Genomic DNA, 17,370 nt, shown 5'->3' with positions numbered 1-17,370 from the left:
GCGTCAACCGGCCGCGGCTTGCGTGTTCGTCGGATTTTTTTCCTGCTGCGCCATCCACTCGCGCAGCGAGCGGGGCCGCATGTCGGTCCACGCCTCTTCGACGCAGGCGAGCACGGTCTTCTTGTCGCCCTTCACGCCGTCGACCGCGGTCCAACCCTTCGGCACGGCCTTCCAGTGGGGCCAGATGGAATACTGGTCTTCGTGGTTGACCAGAACAATGAAGGTCTCGTCTTCGCGATCGAAGCAGCTCGTCGACATGGATACGTCCTTATGCGGTTGAACAGAAAGAGCGAGGCGATGGCGCTGGGCCATCTCTTCGCTCCTGCTCAACAAGACGTTTCAGGACGAGATCTGTTCACTCCGAAGCGGAAGGCGGCACCAGGCCGGCGAGCAGCCACAGGCGGGCGGCCTTGTCGTAGGCCTTGCGATGCAGAGGATCGGCAATGAGCCAGGCTGTCATCTCGGCGCGTGCGGCCGCATCGAAGTTCTCGCGGTCGTGCTCGCGCTGCACCCATTGCCATGCGGCGCTCCAGATAGGGTCGTCCTGCTCTTGTGTCATGCGTGAAGGGTGTGTGGCATTGCGCGTCCGCACGATGCGCCAGCGCTAAGGCTTTCACCTTACACCAATCCCGCGCCCGCCAAGACGCGCTCAATCATCCACAAGCAGGCGGCCGCATTCCTTGATGGCTTGCGCCGCTTCGGCGATGAGACCGTTCACCAAGCCGAGCGCGCAACCCAGGCGCAGCGCGATCTCGCGCTGCGTGAGACCTTCGAGGCGATAGAGCTCGAACACCAGCCGCGTTCGCGCGGGCAGCCCGGCCAGCACCTGGTCGATGGCGTGGATTGCCTGACGCTCGCGCATCAGGCGATCGGGCGCGGCCGGGCCGGCCACGTCCAGCGCTTCGACATCAATATCGAAAGTGCGGTAGCTCGCCTCGACCGTGTGGCGCCGGCAGCAGTCGAGCGCCACATTGCGCACCACCTGGCAGCAATAACCGATGGGCCGGTCGACCTTGCGCACGCAGGGACCGTCGGCAATTTTCAGGTAGGCGTCCTGCATGACGTCGTCGGCAAGCTCCGCGGTGCGGACGATTCTTCGCGCCACGCGCAGCAGCTGCGGACGGTTGGCAATGAAGACCTCGGCGAGCGTGGGTTCGGACAGATGCAGCGCCACGTCGATGGGCTCTCTCATCATGCGAGGCGGGGCAGAGGCCGCCCGGAAGAACGTCGGCAAAGGTGCAGACCTGTGAACATGAAGGCGATACTCCTGAAGTGTTCAATGCAAATGAGAATTATTACTACTTGTGGATACAAAAAAGCCCCATTTCCCGATCCTCTTCATGCTCCATACCCAGTAGACGTTCGAGCACGCGAAAGCGAGACACCCGGCCTGAGGATTTCAGGCAACCAAACGTTCGCCGATGGTGGGTCGGCCTAGAATTCCGCCCCTTTCCCCGCTCCCTTGCCCATGAACATCGTCGTCAACGAAGAACTCAAAGCCTATATCGATCCAATGACTCCGGAGGAGCACGAGGCGCTGGAACGCAGCATCCTCACCGAAGGTTGCCGCGATGCGCTGGTGCTGTGGGGCGACGTGCTGGTGGACGGCCACAACCGCTACGGTATCTGCCAGAAGCATGGCTTGCCGTTCCAGACGGTGCAGAACACGCGATTCAAGACGATCGAGGACGTGCACCTCTGGATGATCGACCAGCACCTGGGCCGGCGCAGCATTTCCGATTTCTTGCGCGGCGTGCTCGCGCTCCGGAAGAAAGACATCGTGGACGAGCGCCGCGCACGCGCGTTGGTGCAGACGGCTTCATCGGACGACGATGCGCCATTCGATGCCGACCCGCCCGCCACGGAAGCGTCCGCTGCTGCCAACGCCTCCGCCCTGCCTCCGCCCGCGCCGCTCAGCAGCCGCGAAGCCATTGCCCGTGCCGCGCGGTTGAGCAGCAACCAGGTGGTGATGATCGAGAAGATCCAGAAGCAGGCCGCGCCCGAACTGGTGGCGGCCGTGAAGTCGGGTGTGATTTCGATCAACACGGCCGCGGCCGTGGCCAGCCTGCCCACTGAAGAGCAGGTCTTTGCGGCCAACGCCGGCAAAGACGAACTCAAGCAGGCCGCCAAGCGCGTCCGCGAAGCCAAGCGCAGGCCTCGCGATGAGTCGGCCGAATCGAATTCGTCCGAAGCCGCGGCAACTGAGACCGACGCGCTGCAATTTCTGCAGCAGCGCGTCGCCGAACTGACGGCCGAGAACGCGGCGCTGCAGCGGCAGGTCGCCGAGCTGCAGGCGCAGCTCGCAAGCGAGGCCGCCAGCTAATTGCCTACAGCCGGATCTCGCTGATCTTCGCGCCCGATATCGAGACGCCGGCTTCGAGGCCCACGTTGGTCAGCACGAAGCCAACCACGGGTTGCTGGATCGTGTTGGTGTCGATGCTGCCGTTGGCACCGAAGGTTGCCGCGGCCACCGTGGCATCGGCGCCGGCCGTCCAGCCCTTGCTGTTGCGGAATTTGTCGAGCGCGGCCTGCGTGGTGAACACGTAGATCACGGCCTTCGACTGCGCGCCGGCCTGGAAGCCGATCGAACCCGCGGTGGTGCTGTAGTAGGCCTGCGTGCGTCCACCCACGCGCAGCGCGCCGCGGCCGTATTCGGCGCCTACGCCCATGCTGGCCCCGATCACGGCGGGAAACACCAATACGCCCCGGGACGAGGCAACCATTTCGCGCGAGCCCCTGACGGAGTCATACAGCTTGGACAATGCGGCGTCGACCTGGGCGTCGATCGAAGTGCGCGTCGATGCGCTACTGGCCTGGTCCTGGGGCCGCGTTGTGGTGCAACCCACGACCGCGATGCTGCCGACAGCGACGGCGCACGCAAGCGCAAGGCTGCTGAAACGAATGGATCGCATGGCGCTCTCCTTTGCAAGAAAACGGTAGAAAAGCCGAGCGTTCTCATACCGCCCGGCGGCCTTCTGTTCGACCGATGCTAGCCCCGGAAAATCCCATCGGAACCGGCTGGCGAAAACGGCCTACGCGAAGTTGCGCCGTCGGAGAAGCGCGGGCGGGCCGTGGCCGGGGCAGAAAGGCCTAGTCAGCGCCGCGCTGCCGGCAGCTTGCCCAGTGACGCGTTGAAAAACCCGGGGAGTGCCCGCGCAGCGGCGCTGAGCGAGGGTGCCTGTGCGCTGCGGCAAGCTGGAGGTCTTGGACATGGAACATTCAGCCGCGCTTAACGGTCGATGCAGTTTTTTTAAACCACGCACGCCCGTCGAATCCCTACAGTACGGCGCATGCACACACCATCGCACCTTGCGGCGCTCGACACGCCGGCCGCCGTCATCGACCTGCCGCTCATGCAGCGCAACATCGACCGCATGCAGGCGCGCGTGAACGCGCTCTCCAAGCGTTTTCGTCCGCACGTGAAGACCACCAAGTGCGCACCGATCGTGCGTGCGCAGCTCGCCGCCGGCGCCCAGGGCATCACCGTTTCCACGCTCAAGGAGGCCGAGCAATTCTTTGCCGACGGCATCACGGACATTCTCTATGCCGTTGGCATGGCGCAGCACCGGCTGCCGCAGGCGCTTGCATTGCGGCGCAAGGGATGCGACCTGAAGATCATCACCGATGGCGTGTCTTCGGCCGCCGCGATCACCGAGTTTGGCCGTGCGCAAGGCGAGGCGTTCGAAGTCTGGATCGAAATTGACACCGATGGTCACCGCTCCGGCATCAAGCCCGACGAAGCGGCGCTGCTCGACGTGGGACGCATATTGCATGCGGGCGGCATGCGGCTTGGCGGCGTGCTCACGCATGCGGGCTCCAGCTACGACCTCGACACTCGCGAGGCGCTGGCCGCCATGGCGGAACAGGAGCGCGCAGGCTGCGTACACGCGGCCGAACGGCTGCGCGCGGCCGGCCTCCCCTGCCCCGTTGTCAGCGTCGGCTCGACGCCCACCGCGCTGTCGGCAGAGCACCTGGACGGCGTGACCGAAGTACGGGCCGGCGTCTACGTGCTGTTCGATCTGGTGATGAAGAACATCGGCGTCTGCGGTACGTCGGACATCGCACTCAGCGTGCTCACCACGGTGATAGGCCACCAGGCCGACAAGGGATGGACCATCGTCGATGCGGGCTGGATGGCAATGAGCCGCGACCGCGGTACGCAGAAGCAGAAGCAAGACCACGGCTACGGCCAGGTTTGCAGTGTCGACGGGGCGGTGCTCGAAGGCTATGTGCTGAGCGGCGCCAACCAGGAGCACGGCATCCTGTCGCGCGAAGGCGCACCCGACGCAGACATCGAGGCTCGTTTTCCGATCGGCACGCAACTTCGCATCCTGCCCAACCATGCGTGCGCCACTGGTGCGCAGTTTCCCGAGTACCACGCGCTGGCGCACGACGGAACGCTGGCCACCTGGAGCAGGTTTCACGGCTGGTAGAAAAGAACATGAGCACCAGCATTGAACCCATTGCGCCAGCGAGCCTTGCAGCACCGGGCGGACACTACAGCCACGCCATCGTGGCCAACGGCTTCGTCTTCGTCTCCGGGCAATTGCCCATCACGGCCGACGGCACCCGGCTGGCCGAAGCCTCCTTCGAGCAACAGACGCGCCAGGTGCTCGACAACGTGAAGGCGGCACTGCTGGCGGCCGGGAGCGGCATCGATCGGCTGGTGCAGGTGCGCGTCTATCTCGATGCCATCGAGAACTGGCCGGCATTCAATGCGATCTATGCGGAGTGGGCCGGCAATGCCCGGCCCTCACGCGCCATCGTGCCGACGGGACCGCTGCATTTCGGCTTCAAGGTCGAGGTCGAAGCCGTCGCGCTGGGCTGAACTGCCGGGCCCGCGCTCAACCGCATAGCGCGACCGGCTTGCATCTGCTTTTTCTCGCCCGCGCTATGCCCGCTTGACGAGCCGGACAATGATCAGCAGTACCACGGCACCCACCGTTGCGACGACAAGGCTGCCAAAAAGACCGCCGCCACTCGAAACGCCGAATGTACTGAACAGAAAGCCTCCAAAGACGGCACCGATCACACCTACGACGAGATCGCCGATGAGGCCGAAGCCGCCACCCTTGACGAGCATGCCAGCCAGCCAGCCAGCAACCAGACCCACGACGAGAAACCACAACAAACTCATTTATCTACTCCCTTGATTAGGCCGAAGCGGCCATGAAAGCTGAGACTAGCAGTCATGGATGCGCGAAAAAGTCAGGGCGCCTCAGGGTTGTGATTTTTTGCTGTCTGGCGAGAATATTTTTTCCTGCACGTCCAACGCTGTATCACCTACCTGCGTCCGGCAGAAACTTGAAGTACTCGCGCGCAGGCTTTTTCTCGGGCAGTACGTAGATCACGCCGGGTGCATTGCCGAACAGCGGCTTCACGTGAGCATCGTAGAAGTCGGCAGGAACGTTGACGCAACCATAGGAAATGCGGTGGTCCTCGGGATGCGCCGAAGCAAGCCGCTCCAGCCGCCGCTCCTTCTTGTTGTTGGTTCGGACGCGATGCATGGACACTGCCGCGTCATAGTCGATCCAGACAATGTCTTCGCCCTGCAAGTTGATGCCAGGCTCCGAATTGAAGCGCCCCGCCGGCGTGGTGCGCTCTTCGGGGCGTATCTCGGACATCTTCCGCTCGCCGATTCCCGGCACGGAGTCGTCCCCGCGCGCGAGCCCCAGCAGCACGGGCGATGCTCCTTGCAAGGCACCGCGCGCCCCATAGATGAAAACGCGCGCCCTCTTTTTGTCGACGATCGCGAAAGGAAGGCCCTGGTTGTCGCGTGTGCCAACCGCTGCTTGCGCAAGCACGCGAACGTCGGCTGGTTCTGCATCAACTACAGGTGGAGCAGCTTCTGTGGCACCCGATGCCTGAAGGAGCAGCGCGGCGCAAACGACAGCGAGGCAGAAAAATCGCGTAGCCGAGAAAACTCGAAGGATGCATCCGTGCATGCAAAGGCAAATGAAGAACACGCGGCGCAACCAGAAAGGTTAAGCCGCGTGTGTGTGCAATGGGGAATCAGCCTCGGTCGGCACGGGCGCGGCGTACGACCGGGCGGCGGGCAGGTTCTGCCTGAGGAGCCGGCGCCATGGCCACGGCGCGGGCCGTCGGCTGTGGGCTTGCAGCAGGTGTTGCGGCTTGCATGGTCGTACCCGTTTCGCCCATTGGGCCGCCGGTCTGGTTCTGCGTGCCTGCCGGCATCTGCGTATTGCCGGAAACCGACGGCATGTCTGCCTTCTTTGCTGCCGGTGCAACACCTTGCGCGAGTGCAGGCGCAATTGCGAGAGCCATGGCGGTGGCCACCAGGATGCGGGACATCGTGTTTTGAATCTTCATGTGATCTCCTTGAGTTTCAGAATCGGCTGCACCCCGCCCGGGGAGCCAAGCGCAAGCGCAGCCTGATATCAAGAACGCCCGAGGGGCCAGGAGAGACGCACAAGGCATACACGTCAAAACTCGTTGGTTGTGACTTTTGACGCGCTTCAGCCTCATGTCTGGTCAACCAGCCCCCATCGCGCAATCACTTCGATGCCGCTTGACCAGTGATGTCGACCACCACTCGGCGATCCGGCTGCAGGCATGCAATCAGTTCGGGCGTGCGGGCCGTGCCCTTGCAGTTCATGGTCACGGGCTCACGCGCACCACTCGAGCCGACGTGCATTGGCACCCGAAGGCCAGATGTCTTCAGATAGTCGCGTACCGTGCTTGCACGGCGAAGCGCCAGTTCCTGGTTGTAGGGCTGACTGCCAAGCCGATCTGCGTGACCGGTGATCTGCAGGCTTTGAACTTCCACGCCTTGTTGATGCAGGGCCCGGGCGAGTTCATCGAGTTCGGCGCGCCCCTTGGGCAGCATGTCATTAGCGGCCGACCGATCGAACGCGAAAAGGGCATCCGCGCTCAAGGTGACGCGCTTCTGCATGACCGGAGCAGGTGCGGGCGCGGGCATGGCCATTGCCACAGGAGCAACCGGCTTCAGCATCGCCTCGCAGTCCGTTCCCTTCCAGTGGAAGTCCTGGCTTTTCATGTCCTTGTCGAAATGCACCATGTACTGGCAGGTGATGAACTCGTGGCCCTTGCCTGTGCGAAAGTTGAAGATGTAGTTCCACTCGCGCGGACCGAACAGGCCTTCGCTGAAGTGCGGATAGCTGATGAGTTCGCGAACCTGGTTCTTCGTCATGCCAGGACCGATGCGGCGCAGTTGCTCCACGTCGACGAACGTGCCGTTCTTGAGCCAGGCCCTGTCCATATCTGGGAAGTTCACCGAATGCTCGGCCGAGGCAGCCGAAGAGCCGTTCGTCGACGCACAGCCGACGGTGGCAGCCAGCACCACAGCCGACAGGAAGAATTGAATTGCTTGTTTCATGCGATTGCTCCTAAGTGCTCGATCAATCGAACGAAAAACCGAAACCAACACGAACGATCGCCTTGCCGCCGCCGGAGCCCCAGCCCACGCCTCCGTGCAAAGTGGTCTGTCCGTTGTCGGAACGCTTGAGCAGGTTGATGCCTATCGCCGCCTGGCCGTTGTAGCCGGCGACTGCGCCGCTCACGTGATAGCGGCCCGGCTCCACTGGCGTGACCACCGCCATGGCGGCGGATGCGGCGATGCCGCCCGACAGCATCTTGGTGTTGCGTTCGATGGTGTTCTGCAGGCTGTTCACCCGCGAGTCGGTGTACGCGTTAGCCGAGGCAATGCCGCTGTTCAACTGGTTCACGTTGACCGCATCGGTGCCGGCAACGCCGGGCGCCACGTTGCTGATCTTTACCGGGCCGGTCGAGCTGTTGCCACCCATGGTCACGCTGTTGTAGTTGATCGTGCCGTCGGGGTTGGTGTCGTACTTGACCGTTGACTGATCGATCACGGCCACCGTGCCTTGCACCGCCTTCAGTTGGGAGACGTTCACCGCATCACTGTCGGCAGCGCCCGCGGCCACGCCCGTGATCTGGCGGAACTGGCCGCTGGCCGCGTCGCCGACCGACACCGCCGCGAGCGTGCTGGTGGTTGCTCCGATGGCTACACGCTGCGAGTCTGTGGCGGTAGGCGGAACATAGCCTGCCACGCCTGCAGCTGTCGAAGCGATCGAGCCAGCGCCGAGCGCGACACCCCCGGCTTGGTTAACGATCGTTCCCGCACCGATGGCCACACCTTGAGCAGCCGCGGCCGAAGACTGAGTGCCCAACGCAATGGAGTCCGCCATGTGCGACGTGGCTGCCTGTCCGATGGCAATGCCGCCGGGCGCGCTCTGCTGCACCACGGCACCGTTGCCGATGCCCACGCCGTTGTTGCCGTTGACCACCGTCTGAGGACCCACGGCCACCGACTCAGTGCCGATCGCCAGCGAATCCGCGGCGCTGGAGTTCGCGTGGAAATACAGGGTGGGGGTGACAGCAAAGGATTGCAGCGCGCCGGACAACTGCCGGACCGTGACGGCATCGTTTGCCTCCGTCCCGTCGGCCACATTGGTGATCTGGCGGTAGCTGGTGGCATTGCCGACGGAAACCGCACCGAGGAGCGTTCGGTCGGTGGTGTTGTAGTCGATGACGAAGCTGCCGGCTGGAATGGTGCCCGTTGTGGGAGCTACCGCACGGTCGGAGATGGAGCCCGCGCCCAACGCCACCGCGCCGGCCTGGCTCGCCTGGCTTAACGCACCCAGCGCCAAGCTTTGGTCCGCAGTGGCTCTCGCCCCTGACCCATTGGCCGTCGCCAGCACACCTGTTGCCTGTGTGTCTACGAAGCTGTCGGACGCCGTTGCGAACCCCGTGCCTGGGGTATAGGTGCTGTCTAGCGGAGCACCATTGAGCATGTAGACCCGTCCGCCGGTTGCCGTTGCATAGTTGCCGGTGGCCTTGGCCATCGATCCAACGGATGTTGCCGCGATGCCCGATGCCACCGAGTTGGCGCCGAGGGAAGTGGTTCGCACGTTGCTCGCAGTCGCCAGGCGCCCCATGCTGACGGCGTAGTCATTCGTGGCCACTGCACTCTGGCCCAGCGCCACTGTGGAGAACGCATTGGAAGTCGTTGCATCGCCGATGGCGACGGCGCCGTTACCGGCAGAATTGGACGCAAAGCCAATGGCGATGCCCAACCGGACGCTCGCCGTACCGCCAATGGCGATCGTGTTCTGTGCAAGCGACTGGGCGCCAGCGCCTATAGCCACCATGCCGCCATTGCTCGCATTGGCATTGACGCCCAGGGCAACACTGTTTGCAGTAGCTGCTGTGGCGCCATAGCCCACGGCCAACGTGTTGGCGGCAGAGGCAACCGCGTTGGGGCCAACAGCAATGGAGTTGGCACCAGTGGCCCCCGAATTTGCCAAGGTCGAATTGCCCGTCAGGTTTGAATTGGTGTGGAAGTACGGCGTCTCGTCCACGCTGATCCATTGGCCGTTCTTCCACACCACCAGGCCTGCCTGTAGTCCGTTGACGCCCGTTGTTGCAGTGCTGTTGTAGACCACCATGCCTTCGACCGGCTGGTTCCCATTCAGGCCCCAGGTGTTGCGGTCGGTCAGCGCAATGCGGCTGAACAGGGCGCCTCGGTTGGTGCTTTCGAGTTCCAGCAGGGAACCCGGATTGATGGTGGTTGGGTTGTCGCCGATCTTGATCTGCGCCTGCGCGGCAGACGCGGCCAGCAACACCAGTGCAGTGCTTACCGCGCGCTTGGTCAACTGACCTCGGGTTGTGCCTGAATTAGTCCAATCTGTTCTCTGCATCGCTACCTCCTTGTTTGGGTCTCGGGTGGCCTTGTCCCGGCAATACAGCCGTAGAACTTTCTTAGGCCTCACTGCCCTTATGGTGTCGAGCGAGGTGCGAGCGAGAGGGGCTTTCGCGAGGTTTAGCGAGAATTGAGTTGAATAGGTGCAGGGGAATGTGATCTAGTTATCAGATCGGAGTAGTTTGGTATTAAGAGATCAACCAATCTACGCAACCCGAGCGCCGACAGTTCAGGTTAGATCGGCCGGAAAGTGGCGAGGCAAGTCCATCACAAAGGTGGTGCCCACGCCGGGCTCGCTATGGCCGTCGAGGCGTCCGCCGTGGCGATCGACCACGGCGCGCACAATGGCCAAGCCCACGCCATGCGAACGCGCAGCAAACCCGCTCGGTGCAGCAGCATCCGTATCGCTGCCTCGGGCCGGCATCACGGCTTCCGCGTCTTTACGCAGCAATGCCTCCATGACCTCCGGCGACATGCCCGAGCCTTCATCGCTCACGGCAATCAACACCCGTTGCGCCGCTCCCTCGCCGCCCACCGATACGTACAGCCGGATCGACGCGCCCGAAGAGCTGTGTCGGATCGCGTTGTTCAGCAGGTTGACGGCGGCGCGCGTGAGCAGCGGCGCATCCGTCCACAGCTCGACGTCTTCTTCCGTCGGCACTTCGGCAGAGAGCTTGACGCCTCGCTGCGCCGCGTGTGCCCACACCTGGTCGACAGCGTCCAGCGCGATGGTCCCTGCCGGCATCTGCACGAACCGATAGCTGTGCATGCGGGCCTTCAAGAGATCGACGAAGTCGTCGGCGAGACGGAGAGACCGCTCGGCCTCGCGGCGCAGGCTCTCGGTCAGCTTGGGCTGGTCGAGCCAGTCAGCACCGTGGGCGCGCAGATCGAGCAGACTCAGAATGTTGACCTGCGGCGTGCGCATGTCGTGCGACATGAAGCTCAGCCACTGCTCGCGCTCCTGCTCGGCGCGGCGCTCTACAGTGAGGTCGTGCAGCACCACCAGCCAGTTCGTGTCGCCCATGCTGAGCCGGTTCAACGCTGCAGCCTGAGCGCGCAATACCTTGCCGTCCGGGGTCGTGCGTTCAACGCCAATGCCTTCCGACCAATGCCGCATGGCGTCGCACTCGGGCGGAGCGGCAGCCCCATCGCTGCTCGTTTGCGCAAGCAGGGCCTCGACAGTGCGGCCGCGCAGCGGATCGTCCGCCTCGGCGCCTCCTGCCGCCTCCGCATTCAGCAGCGCACGTGCCGCCGCATTGCTGGTGGTGATCGTGCCGTCGTCGCGGCACACGAGCAGCGCCACCGGCATTTGCCACAAGCTCATGCTGAGCAGCGTACGAATCTGCGCGATGCGGTCGATGGCATCGTCAAGCACTAGCGTATGTGCATGCAAGTCGTCCCAGGCCCGCACAGGCGCACGGCGTTCCGGATCGAAGGCACCGCTTGGCACCGCATTGAGTGCCGCGGCACTCTGTTGGAAAAAATGGATCAGTGCGTCCAGCCGCCGCCAGCTCCACAGGATGTAGCCCAGGATGATGCCCAGCACGGGCGCAGAGGGAGGAAGCCACAGGTGCGCCGTCCCGAAAAGACCAAGGCTGAAGCCCACGCAAATTGCCACCAGTGCAAGGGCCACGGTCCACGCCTTGCGCGCATACCGGCGAAAGAGCGCCAGCGCCAGCCAGATGGGCACGGCGATCCACGCCGCCAGCCATGCCCCGCTGACAAAGTGCACCGTCGTCCCGTGGCGCAGGGCGTCGATGGCATTGGCGTGCAGCTCGATGCTTGGAAGCGAGGTGATCGCTCCCGCGCCAGCTACAGACAGTTCGTCTTCCAACCGCGAACTGCCGACAGCCCCGACCAGGATCATCTTGTGGCGCAGCAGCTCCGGCGGCACCTCGCCTCGCAGCACACTCACGTAGGGCACTGTGCGCCAGCTGCCCGCAGGTCCGGCCAGCGGAATGCCAAATTCGCCTTGCATCTGCCAACCATCAGCGCGCTGCCGCAAGGGCGAGCTATCGGCTTCGCGCGCCGCAATGTGGCCTGCCAGGTACGAACCGAGATAGTCTTGCAGCTTCCCTTGCCGTCCCTCGCGCAAGAACATCCGACGTGCTACGGCATCACCATCGCGAGTGATGTTGACGTGCCCGAGCGCCTTGGCGCTACGCGCGAACTCGGGCAAGGGCTCCTGGAAGCCAGATACGTTGTCGAGCGGCGTGTCGCCAGGCCCCGTGAAGTGCAGCGGCAAATACACCGGAACCCGTGTCATGGCCCGCGCCAGCAACCGGTCTTGCTCGGGGTCCACCGATGGCGTGTCCAGAAACAGGTCGAGCAGCACGCCCTTGGGCTCCATGGGCGCCAGCCGCTCCAGCAGCTGTGCATGCACGCTGCGCGGCCAGGGCCAAGGCCCCAGCGCGTCGAGGCTGCGTTGATCGATCCCGACCACCAGAATGTCTGACGATGGCGTGGCCCGCGCCTCGCTCATCACATGGTCATACACCTTGAGGTCAATTTGCGACAGGTCGGACGACCCCTGCAGCCACCACATCGCCAGAGGCAGCAACGCCATCATCAGCAGCCATTCGGCGTGAAAGCGGCGCCACACGGGTCAGGGGTTCTTCAGTGGTGGCGCGGGAACGTCGAAGCTGCCCTCGAAGACCACGGCCTCTGCGCCGGGCGCTGTGATTTCGCGGCTGCGCCAGTGATAGCGCCCCGGCACGTCGAGCGGGCCGACCAGCGCGCCGCCGCTATAAAGCGCGGGCTCGCTCACCAGCGCAGGCGCAAAAGCTGGCGTGCGCGCCAGTTCGAACGCAAAGCGCTGACCCGGCCGCGCAGGCCAGCTGATCTCGTAGCGGCCATCGTCCATGCGACGTACGCCGGCCTGAGCTGCGGGCACGCCGATGTAGACGATGCTGTCGCCCGGCATGCCCTCGAGTTGCCGTGCATCGAACGCCGTGAGCCGCAGGTGATAGAAGCCGGGCTGCAAATCCGCGGGCAATGCAAAGTCGCCTTGCTTCGAACGCTGCTCATAGGTCAATTGCAGAAAGTGATCGTCGCGCGCCAGCTGCATGCGATAGCCCGTGGCCCCTGTCACCGGTACCACGGAGGTCTGGGCACCGCCTTGCTGCGCATTCTGCGGTGGCGGCAACAACGGCTGCGCCTGCAGCGCGCCCGGGCCCTCCAGCAAGGTGCCACTTGCCGCTGCAAGCAGCAAGGCCGGACGGTCCGCGCTGGACACAGCCACCGCTCCCTCGATCACCTCCGCCGTCGTCACACCTTCTTCGTTGCGCGCGCGAAAGTGCGTGCCGCGCACCGCCAGCCCCGCCGTGCGGTTGCGGATCTCGAATTCACGACCGCGCTGTTTCTCGACATGCGCCTCGACGCGCCCGTCCAGCAGTTGCAACCGCGTGACTCGGCCATTGGCCACCAGGACCTGGACCGCACTGCTCGAAGGCATGACCAGGCGGCTGCCGTCGCCCAAACCCAGACTGAGAAAGGCGCCACGATCCGTCATCACCACATCGTTGGCCCACACCGCAGCGCCTTGCGCCAGCGCGCGCGGCGCTGCGGTACCTCTTTTGAGCCATGCGTTGCCCGACAACTCCACCACGGTGGCGACCGCAGTGCCGCCGGCAAGCTTCAGTATCTGACCCGGTTTCAGATGCTCGGGTACCGGTACGGCGTTGCCGCGCTGCAGTTCGGGCCAGCGCAGCGGCGTACTCATGTGCTGGCGCGATATGTCCCACAGCGTTTCACCGGGCCGCACCACGTGAGTGGACTGTGCCCGCGCAGCGCCGGACAGGAGCGTCAAAGACAACACAGCGAGCAACGCAAGGCTGCTGCTTGACGGGGGCCGCCTAGACTGGCCCGACGGCCGCATGCTCATTGCCATGCGATGCCTCCAGGCGATAGCCGTGTCCGTAGACGGTGTGCAATTGAAGCCCATGCGCAACATTCAAACGTAGCTTGATACGGAGCCGATAGATCTGGCTGTCGAGCGCGCGGCTGGGCGTTTCGCCCTCGCGGCCGGCGCACTCCAGCAAGTGCGCGCGCGACACCGGCCGGCCCAGGTTTCGAAACAGCGCCAGCGCCATGCGAAATTCGCTGTCGCTCAGCGCCACCCGGCGCGCCGGCTCCGCGCCCGCGGCGCCAATTCCCACGCTCGATGAGATGCGGTCGAACACCCAAGCGCCGAAGTGCTCCAGCGCGCTTGCCGCCGCAAGGTGCCTCGACTTCAGAAGGCGTTGGATGCGCGCGGCCAGCTCCAGCGGGCGAAAAGGCTTCACCACGTAGTCGTCGGCCCCCGTGCCAAGGGCACTTGCCACATCGCGTTCGGAGTGGCGCGAACTCAGCATCACCACAGGAACCGTGCTCTCCCTCTGCTTGCGCAGCCAGGCCAGCAGTTCCACGCCATTCAGGTCGGGCACGTTCCAGTCCAGCACCAGCAGATCGAAGCTTTCGGTGCGAAGCGCCTCCCGCAAGGCTTCGCCACTGCTGAAAGGCACGCACGACACCGGCTCCTCGACGACGAGCAAGCGGTGCTGGAGCATGTCGACCAGCAGACTCATCTGGGCCGGCTCGTCTTCGAGTACAGCAATACGCATAAAAGTGTGGCGTGAGTGAGAAGACCGGAGCGCTCAAAATGATACTTTTAATACTAAAAGTTACATTATGTCTTGGCATCCTTACTGATCGCCCGCCACCTCGATGTCCACGCGGCGATTGGGCTGCAGGCAGCTCACCAGCGCGGGCGTCTTTGCGGCGCCAGGGCACTGCGCCACCGGCTGCCGGTCACCCATGCCCGCGGTGCGGATGGCGTTGCGCTCAACACCCTGTTGCGCCAGCAGCTCACGCACGGTGTTGGCCCGTGCCAGCGACAGCGCTTCGTTGTAGCTGGCGGTGCCCAGCCGGTCGGTATGCCCCGTCACGGCAACGGATTGCACGCGCTTGAAGTTGCGCTTGATATCCGCGGCCAGGCGCTCGACCTTGGCGCGGCCTTCGGGCATCAGGTCGCCGAGGGCACCGCCGTCAAAGCGGAACAGGCCATCGGCGCCAAGCGTCACCTTCTGCGGCGCGGTCATCACCGGCGCAGCTACGGGAATCGGCTTGACCTGCGGCGCATCGACCAGCATTGCGCAGTCCGGCTCTTTCCAATACATGCCGTGGGTCAGCCTGTCGCCGTTGTAGCGAACCATGTACTGGCACGTGGTGAACTCCGGGCCTTTACCGGTGCGAAAGTGGAAGATGTAGTTCCACTCCCTGACACCCGCCAGGCCCTCGCTGAAATGCGGCGAACCGAGCAGCTCGCGAACCTGGTCCTTGCCCATGCCCGTGCGCATCATTCGCAGCGCCTCCAAGCTGGGAAAAGCGCCCTGCTTCCACTTGGCCGCGTCGAGCTTCGGAAAGTCCTCGGCCTTGGGCGGTGGCGGCATGTCCTTGGCGGCGCTTGCCTGGGCTTGCGGCGCAATGGGATAGCCGGGGCTCGCGCAGCCGCCCAGTGCAATGACGCACAAGAGGGCAAGCAGGGGCGGCAGGCCGACCAGCGTCGACACCAGCAGAGTGGCACGTTGTTGCAGTTGTTTTTCCATGATCGTTATTCCTTGAATCAATCGAAGACCCACTCGGCACCGACGGTCGCCGCCGCGCCCGCGCGGCTCATGCCCACGCCGCCGGTCAAACTCCAGCCGTTGTTCTCGGCAGTGCGGCGGAAGCTGATGCCCACGGCGCTCTCGCCCTTGAAGACGCCGTAACCAACACGCATCACCGTCTTGCCCGGCAACGATTGGCCCGGCATCTGCACGGCCATGGCGGCTGCCACACCGGCGTAGGCATTGCGGCCCACCTTGTCGATCTGGTCGCCCAGCGCGTTGACGCGGTTGCTCACGCCGTTGAGCTGGTTGACGTTGACGGCATCGGTACCCGCGACGCCAGGCGCCACGTTCGAAATAACGGTTCCGTTGGGTGCCTGCCCGTTGCCCAGAACGATCTGGTTGTAGTTGGTGGTGCCGTCGACGTTCGTGCTGTAGCTGATGGCGCCGTCCTTCACTGCCTGCAACTGGCGCACATTGACCGCATCGGTGGCTGCGGTACCGCCGGCCACGTTGGTGATCTGCCGCTCGCCGCCCGCGCTGCCGACCGACACTGCACCCTGCGTGGAAGACACCGAGACGTTCGAGAAGGCTTCGCGCTGCCCGTTCATGCCTGCTCGAGTCGCCGTGGACCCCGCACCCAACGCGATCCCGCCCGCGCTCGAAGCCACGGAGCCTGCGCCAACCGCAATGCTGTTGCCCCCGGTTGCCACCGAGTTGAGGCCCACCGCCACGCCGCCCGCGCCGGTGGCGCTGGCCCCCACGCCGCTTGCCAGCGAGTTCACACCCGTGGCGCCGTCGTTGTTGTAGTTGGCCTGCTGCACACCACCGTCGTTGACGCTGTAGTAGTGGGTCTGGGCCGCGGTAACGGCCGTACCCAGGTTCGAGATGGCGGTATTGGTTGCATACAGCTGGCTGCCATTCACCGCATCGGTGCTGGTGGCGGTCAACTGCCCTGCTGCCACGTTGGTGACCTGGCGCTCGGCGCCAGCGCTACCCACGCTCACCACACCCGTCGGCGCCGCACCCGCAAAGGTGTAGCTGGTTCCACCGATGGTCGTGCCCGTTACCGCGGTGGCAGTGCCCGTGGTGCTGTCGTTGCCCAGCGCCACGCTGTTGGCCGTGGTTGCGGCGGCACCGGTGCCAACGGCCACGCTGTTGGTTCCGGTGGCCGAGGAGCCCGAGCCCACTGCCGTGGCGTTGGTGCCCGTCGAGACGGGCGCCACGTAGACCGTCGGCGAACCGGTGATCCACATGTTGGCCGCCGTGGAGGTTGCCGTGTTCAACTGGCTCAGGTTCACCGCATCGGTCAGGTTGACACCCGCGCCCACGTTGGTGATGGTGTTGCCGCCCATGTTCAGCGTGTTGCCGGCATTCATGGTGATGCCGCTGCTGTTGATGGTCGGCCCGCCGCTGATCGTCAGGCTGTTGGCCACCAGATCGGGCGACGTTGCCACCGTGATGGTGTTGCCGGTGTGCGTAAGCAGAATGTTCTGCCCGTTCACAAACTCCACCGTGCCGCCCGGCACCACGTTGGTAGCAATGTCGCCATTGGCCTGCAGGTTCCAGCCAAGGTTGGCCGTCGTGCTGACTGCATTGAGTTGCGTCACGTTGACCGCATCGGTGCCGGCCACACCGGCGGTCACGCCGCTGATGATGCCCGTGCCGCCGGCGTTAATCGTCGTGGCGCCAAACACTGGCGAGTCGGCCATCTGCAGGTTGATCGCACCCGTGACCGGATCGGTCACCGTCTTCAGGTTGCCGCCCGAGTAGCTGCCGGCCGTTGCAGCCGTGCCCTGGATCGCCAGCGTGGTGCCGAGATCCCGGTGCACCACCCCTGCGGTCGCATCGTTGCCCGTGAAGTTCAGGCCAGCGCTGGTCAGCGCATTGGTTGCACTAGTCACCTGGCTCAGGTTCACTGCGTCCGTCGGGTTCGTGCCCGCCGCCACGTTGGTGATGACGTTGCCGCCCATGTTTACCGTGGTGGCCGGGTTCAGCGTCAGGCTGCCGCCGATGGTGGTGCCACCAGTCAGCGTGGTCGGGCCGGTGGCCGTCAGGTTGGTCGTCGTCACGCTGGTGAAC

Annotated in this window: 17 protein-coding genes; 3 read left to right on the top strand and 14 right to left on the bottom strand. The window is 64.4% G+C overall.

Annotation, left to right across the window (positions count from 1 at the left end; genetic code table 11):
• Positions 1-3 precede the first annotated feature (3 nt).
• The 3 genes from ASC78_RS06075 to ASC78_RS06065 form a co-directional block, all read right to left on the bottom strand.
• Positions 4-258: an MbtH family protein gene (locus tag ASC78_RS06075; RefSeq protein ID WP_055797922.1), complete on the bottom strand. Its 255-nt coding sequence runs from the start codon at positions 256-258 to the stop codon at positions 4-6.
• A gap of 97 nt (positions 259-355) precedes the next feature.
• Positions 356-559, bottom strand: a complete 204-nt coding sequence (locus ASC78_RS06070) for a hypothetical protein (RefSeq protein ID WP_055797920.1) — start codon at positions 557-559, stop codon at positions 356-358.
• 90 nt (positions 560-649) lie between these two features.
• Entirely contained in the window at positions 650-1,195 is a 546-nt protein-coding gene (locus ASC78_RS06065) for a sigma-70 family RNA polymerase sigma factor (protein ID WP_055797917.1), read from the bottom strand.
• Between the two features lie 273 nt (positions 1,196-1,468).
• Between ASC78_RS06065 and ASC78_RS06060 the strand changes: the two genes are divergently transcribed.
• On the top strand, positions 1,469-2,323 hold the full coding sequence (locus ASC78_RS06060; RefSeq protein ID WP_055797915.1) for a hypothetical protein: 855 nt from the start codon (positions 1,469-1,471) through the stop codon (positions 2,321-2,323).
• 4 nt (positions 2,324-2,327) lie between these two features.
• Here ASC78_RS06060 and ASC78_RS06055 read toward each other — a convergent pair whose 3' ends face one another.
• The gene (locus ASC78_RS06055) at positions 2,328-2,912 is read right to left on the bottom strand and encodes a BPSL1445 family SYLF domain-containing lipoprotein (RefSeq protein ID WP_055797912.1); all 585 of its coding nucleotides are present in this window, start codon (positions 2,910-2,912) and stop codon (positions 2,328-2,330) included.
• Positions 2,913-3,290: 378 nt separating this feature from the next.
• On the opposite strand from ASC78_RS06055, the gene ASC78_RS06050 reads away from it, so the two are divergent.
• Both ASC78_RS06050 and ASC78_RS06045 read left to right on the top strand, forming a co-directional pair.
• On the top strand, positions 3,291-4,433 hold the full coding sequence (locus tag ASC78_RS06050; RefSeq protein ID WP_055797908.1) for a DSD1 family PLP-dependent enzyme: 1,143 nt from the start codon (positions 3,291-3,293) through the stop codon (positions 4,431-4,433).
• An 8-nt stretch (positions 4,434-4,441) separates the two neighbouring features.
• Positions 4,442-4,828, top strand: coding sequence for a RidA family protein (locus tag ASC78_RS06045; RefSeq protein WP_055797905.1), 387 nt, complete (start codon positions 4,442-4,444; stop codon positions 4,826-4,828).
• A gap of 63 nt (positions 4,829-4,891) precedes the next feature.
• Here ASC78_RS06045 and ASC78_RS06040 read toward each other — a convergent pair whose 3' ends face one another.
• The 10 genes from ASC78_RS06040 to ASC78_RS05995 all read right to left on the bottom strand — a co-directional run.
• Positions 4,892-5,137, bottom strand: a complete 246-nt coding sequence (locus ASC78_RS06040; RefSeq protein ID WP_055797902.1) for a GlsB/YeaQ/YmgE family stress response membrane protein — start codon at positions 5,135-5,137, stop codon at positions 4,892-4,894.
• Between the two features lie 142 nt (positions 5,138-5,279).
• The gene (locus ASC78_RS28285; protein ID WP_327198113.1) at positions 5,280-5,681 is read right to left on the bottom strand and encodes a hypothetical protein; all 402 of its coding nucleotides are present in this window, start codon (positions 5,679-5,681) and stop codon (positions 5,280-5,282) included.
• Positions 5,682-6,012: 331 nt separating this feature from the next.
• Positions 6,013-6,330 (bottom strand): hypothetical protein, encoded by a 318-nt coding sequence (locus ASC78_RS06030; protein WP_055797899.1) that lies wholly within the window; start codon positions 6,328-6,330, stop codon positions 6,013-6,015.
• 184 nt (positions 6,331-6,514) lie between these two features.
• Positions 6,515-7,408, bottom strand: coding sequence for an outer membrane protein assembly factor BamE domain-containing protein (gene bamE / locus ASC78_RS06025; protein WP_235505004.1), 894 nt, complete (start codon positions 7,406-7,408; stop codon positions 6,515-6,517).
• Positions 7,380-9,656 carry a YadA family autotransporter adhesin gene (locus ASC78_RS06020; protein WP_055797895.1) on the bottom strand — a complete coding sequence of 759 codons (2,277 nt, stop codon included), beginning with the start codon at positions 9,654-9,656 and terminating at the stop codon, positions 7,380-7,382. Before ASC78_RS06020 ends, bamE begins: the two co-directional genes overlap by 29 nt.
• A gap of 276 nt (positions 9,657-9,932) precedes the next feature.
• Positions 9,933-12,305, bottom strand: a complete 2,373-nt coding sequence (locus ASC78_RS06015) for a CHASE2 domain-containing protein (RefSeq protein ID WP_055797893.1) — start codon at positions 12,303-12,305, stop codon at positions 9,933-9,935.
• A gap of 3 nt (positions 12,306-12,308) precedes the next feature.
• Entirely contained in the window at positions 12,309-13,424 is a 1,116-nt protein-coding gene (locus ASC78_RS06010) for a FecR family protein (RefSeq protein ID WP_055797891.1), read from the bottom strand.
• A 133-nt stretch (positions 13,425-13,557) separates the two neighbouring features.
• Entirely contained in the window at positions 13,558-14,304 is a 747-nt protein-coding gene (locus ASC78_RS06005) for a response regulator transcription factor (RefSeq protein WP_055797888.1), read from the bottom strand.
• Between the two features lie 81 nt (positions 14,305-14,385).
• Positions 14,386-15,288 (bottom strand): OmpA family protein, encoded by a 903-nt coding sequence (locus ASC78_RS06000; protein WP_082517448.1) that lies wholly within the window; start codon positions 15,286-15,288, stop codon positions 14,386-14,388.
• Positions 15,289-15,305: 17 nt separating this feature from the next.
• Positions 15,306-17,370 (bottom strand): YadA family autotransporter adhesin (locus ASC78_RS05995; RefSeq protein ID WP_200934274.1); only part of this gene is annotated, 2,065 nt, incomplete at its 5' end.

Origin of the sequence: Variovorax sp. Root318D1, assembly GCF_001424835.1 — a bacterium.
Taxonomy (GTDB): Bacteria; Pseudomonadota; Gammaproteobacteria; order Burkholderiales; family Burkholderiaceae_C; genus Variovorax.
The sequence above is the reverse complement of the archived record's forward strand: the minus strand, read 5'-3'. Positions and strand labels throughout refer to the sequence as shown.

Excerpts from the sequence above, each read along its gene's own strand:
- ASC78_RS06040 (WP_055797902.1), bottom strand. The coding sequence starts at position 5,137 with ATGAGTTTGTTGTGGTTTCTCGTCGTGGGTCTGGTTGCTGGCTGGCTG.
- ASC78_RS06030 (WP_055797899.1), bottom strand. The coding sequence starts at position 6,330 with ATGAAGATTCAAAACACGATGTCCCGCATCCTGGTGGCCACCGCCATG.
- ASC78_RS06000 (WP_082517448.1), bottom strand. The coding sequence starts at position 15,288 with ATGGAAAAACAACTGCAACAACGTGCCACTCTGCTGGTGTCGACGCTG.
- ASC78_RS06005 (WP_055797888.1), bottom strand. The coding sequence starts at position 14,304 with ATGCGTATTGCTGTACTCGAAGACGAGCCGGCCCAGATGAGTCTGCTG.
- ASC78_RS06055 (WP_055797912.1), bottom strand. The coding sequence starts at position 2,912 with ATGCGATCCATTCGTTTCAGCAGCCTTGCGCTTGCGTGCGCCGTCGCT.
- ASC78_RS06050 (WP_055797908.1), top strand. The coding sequence starts at position 3,291 with ATGCACACACCATCGCACCTTGCGGCGCTCGACACGCCGGCCGCCGTC.
- ASC78_RS06010 (WP_055797891.1), bottom strand. The coding sequence starts at position 13,424 with ATGAGTACGCCGCTGCGCTGGCCCGAACTGCAGCGCGGCAACGCCGTA.
- ASC78_RS06060 (WP_055797915.1), top strand. The coding sequence starts at position 1,469 with ATGAACATCGTCGTCAACGAAGAACTCAAAGCCTATATCGATCCAATG.
- ASC78_RS06070 (WP_055797920.1), bottom strand. The coding sequence starts at position 559 with ATGACACAAGAGCAGGACGACCCTATCTGGAGCGCCGCATGGCAATGG.
- ASC78_RS06045 (WP_055797905.1), top strand. The coding sequence starts at position 4,442 with ATGAGCACCAGCATTGAACCCATTGCGCCAGCGAGCCTTGCAGCACCG.
- ASC78_RS06065 (WP_055797917.1), bottom strand. The coding sequence starts at position 1,195 with ATGATGAGAGAGCCCATCGACGTGGCGCTGCATCTGTCCGAACCCACG.
- ASC78_RS06075 (WP_055797922.1), bottom strand. The coding sequence starts at position 258 with ATGTCGACGAGCTGCTTCGATCGCGAAGACGAGACCTTCATTGTTCTG.